The sequence below is a fragment of the Streptococcus mitis SK575 genome (assembly GCF_000257865.1).
GTDB classification, from domain to species: domain Bacteria; phylum Bacillota; class Bacilli; order Lactobacillales; family Streptococcaceae; genus Streptococcus; species Streptococcus mitis_CQ.
Genome location: NZ_AICU01000016.1, coordinates 1 through 1,461, shown reverse-complemented (window position 1 = coordinate 1,461; position 1,461 = coordinate 1). Strand labels below are relative to the sequence as shown.

At 44.4% G+C, this 1,461-nt stretch carries 1 pseudogene; it reads right to left on the bottom strand.

Annotated elements, in window-relative coordinates:
• Positions 1-186: 186 nt before the first annotated feature.
• Positions 187-1,353 (bottom strand): annotated as a pseudogene (locus HMPREF1048_RS04020) (IS30 family transposase).
• Between the last annotated feature and the right edge of the window lie 108 nt (positions 1,354-1,461).

Genomic DNA, 1,461 nt, shown 5'->3' with positions numbered 1-1,461 from the left:
TTAGACTAACTTCCGCTGGTTTTCTTTTTCTTGATATATAAGGGTTCAAAAGCGAAAAGACACAGAAAAAAGTGCACGACAAATAGCCCTAAAACAGAGTCGTCTTATAGTAACTTCCAGTTGCTAGCGTTTAGTTTGAGACTTTTCGATGGTGATAAGATGTGTAGTTAGAGGGGAAAATTCCCTTTATTTCAATAAATCAGGTGATAAGTGTGTGTCTTCTGGTTTGACAAATTGGCAACCCAGAAGAGCGGCGATGTCCTCGCCAAAGGTGAAGGTGAAGACGTCGTAAGCAGATTTTCCTTGAAACTCTTCTCGTTTCAAGGAATTGACATGGGAAATGACTAGATTGACGTCTTTCTGAGTCAGCTGGTCAAAGGAAGTGCTCTTGGGAAGAATGGCTCGCAAAACTGTATGGTTCTTCTCAATTCGCCCCTTCTGGTCAGGACGGCTAGGGTCGCAGAAGTAGAGGTGAGACTTACCATCAATGTCTCGCTCAAGCTCCTCCACATAGGAGAACTCAGAGCCGTTGTCCGTGAGAATGACAGGGAACAGCTGATGGAACGCAACCCCTCCGTCCATGACTCTTTCTTTCAAAGCTGCGAATTTAGTGGTGACCTCCAGAGCGGTCTTGTTGTCCAAAAGCAAGGCGAAGAGGAAATTGCAGAAGGAAACGTTGAAGGTGAGCAGTAGCTTTCCACCAGGTCTGCCGATGACCGTGTCCATTTCCAACCATTTGAAGAAATCATCTGTTTCTCGTAACTCTTGGAAATCTTGGTAGGTTCGCCCAATTTTTAGCTCTTTGGGAATAGCTACTTTTCTGGATTTTCTGCGTTCCTTGAACTTGACCATCCGAGGAAAATCAATGGGCTTGGCTGTCAGATATCCCAGCTTGGCATGCCGATACACCGTAGCTTTCGACACAGGTAGGTTATGTGTCTGAATGATATGGTAGATGCTTTGTTTCTTCTGGATGCCTTGGGTTAAGACCTTGTCCATCTGATAAAAACTTTCCTTGTTTAGGGGAATGCCCTCTCTGGACTCCCTCAACATAGTCTCGTACTGTTCCTGTGCCTTTTTCGCGTAGTAAAGATAGCGGTTAAACCCACAATCCTTCCTCTTTTTTGGACAGTTGTTACAGACATAAGGAGCTTTTTTGAGAAGAGGGCAATCCGTGCAATCAGATTTGACGGATGTTGGATGAATGATGCGATTGCGCTTGATTTCCTTTGAAATCGTTGATGGGTCTTTTCCCATCTTCTCAGCGATGGAACGGAAAGTCTCTTATTGGCTGATTCCGGTTTGGATGTCAATACGGTCTTCTAGAGTGAGATGTTTTTGTTTTTTCGTCATGAGGTGCCTCCTCACGAAAAGTCTCAGGCTTAATTCTAGCATAATTCGTCGTCTGAGACTAACTTCCAGTTTTGGGAGAGAGCTGGAAGTTACTTTGAGAAGTTACGG